Source organism: Desulforhabdus sp. TSK (assembly GCF_022836495.1).
In the GTDB taxonomy this organism is placed as follows: Bacteria; Desulfobacterota; Syntrophobacteria; order Syntrophobacterales; family Syntrophobacteraceae; genus Desulforhabdus.
Map to the genome: position 1 here is coordinate 1 of NZ_BQXM01000125.1, position 545 is coordinate 545.

The following is a 545-nucleotide window of genomic DNA, read 5'->3' on the forward strand; positions in this document are numbered from 1 at the left end:
GCGCGGCGGCCTGCTCGACCCGCTCCTCCGGCAGCGGATCCAGCACCTGAACCGTCCTGGTCATCAGGCGTGGCTGACCATCAGCCGTTGACCGGGCGGATCGACAGCTCCTCGACCATGGAGGCCTCGGGCATGTCCACTGCCGTGCGCACAGTGGCGGCCACCGACTCCGGGGCGATGTAGCGGGCGCCGTCGTAGTCGGTGTTGCCCTTCGACTCCTGCAGGGCCACCTGCATATCGGTGTCCACACGGCCCGGGTGGATGCTGGTGACCCGGACGGTGCCTCTCTCCTCAGCCCGCAGGGAATCGGTGAAGGCCCGCAGCGCAAACTTAGATCCGGAGTAGAGAGCCCCTCCGGCACCGGAGTGATAGCCGGAGCCGGAGTTGATGGCCACGACCTGCCCGCGTGCGGCCCGCAGGGCCGGCAGGGTCAGTCGAGTCAGCTCAGCCACGGCGAAGACGTTGAGCTCGAACATCGTCCGCCATTCGGCCAGCGGCGCCTCCGCCACCGGACGCATCCAGGCCAGACCGGCCGAATGCACCAC

Annotated in this window: 1 protein-coding gene; it reads right to left on the reverse strand. The window is 69.0% G+C overall.

All coding sequences use genetic code 11. The features are described 5' to 3' along the window. Positions 1 to 80 precede the first annotated feature (80 nt). On the reverse strand, positions 81 to 545 hold a 465-nt coding region (locus MWC30_RS21810; RefSeq protein ID WP_244086303.1), incomplete at its 5' end, for an SDR family oxidoreductase.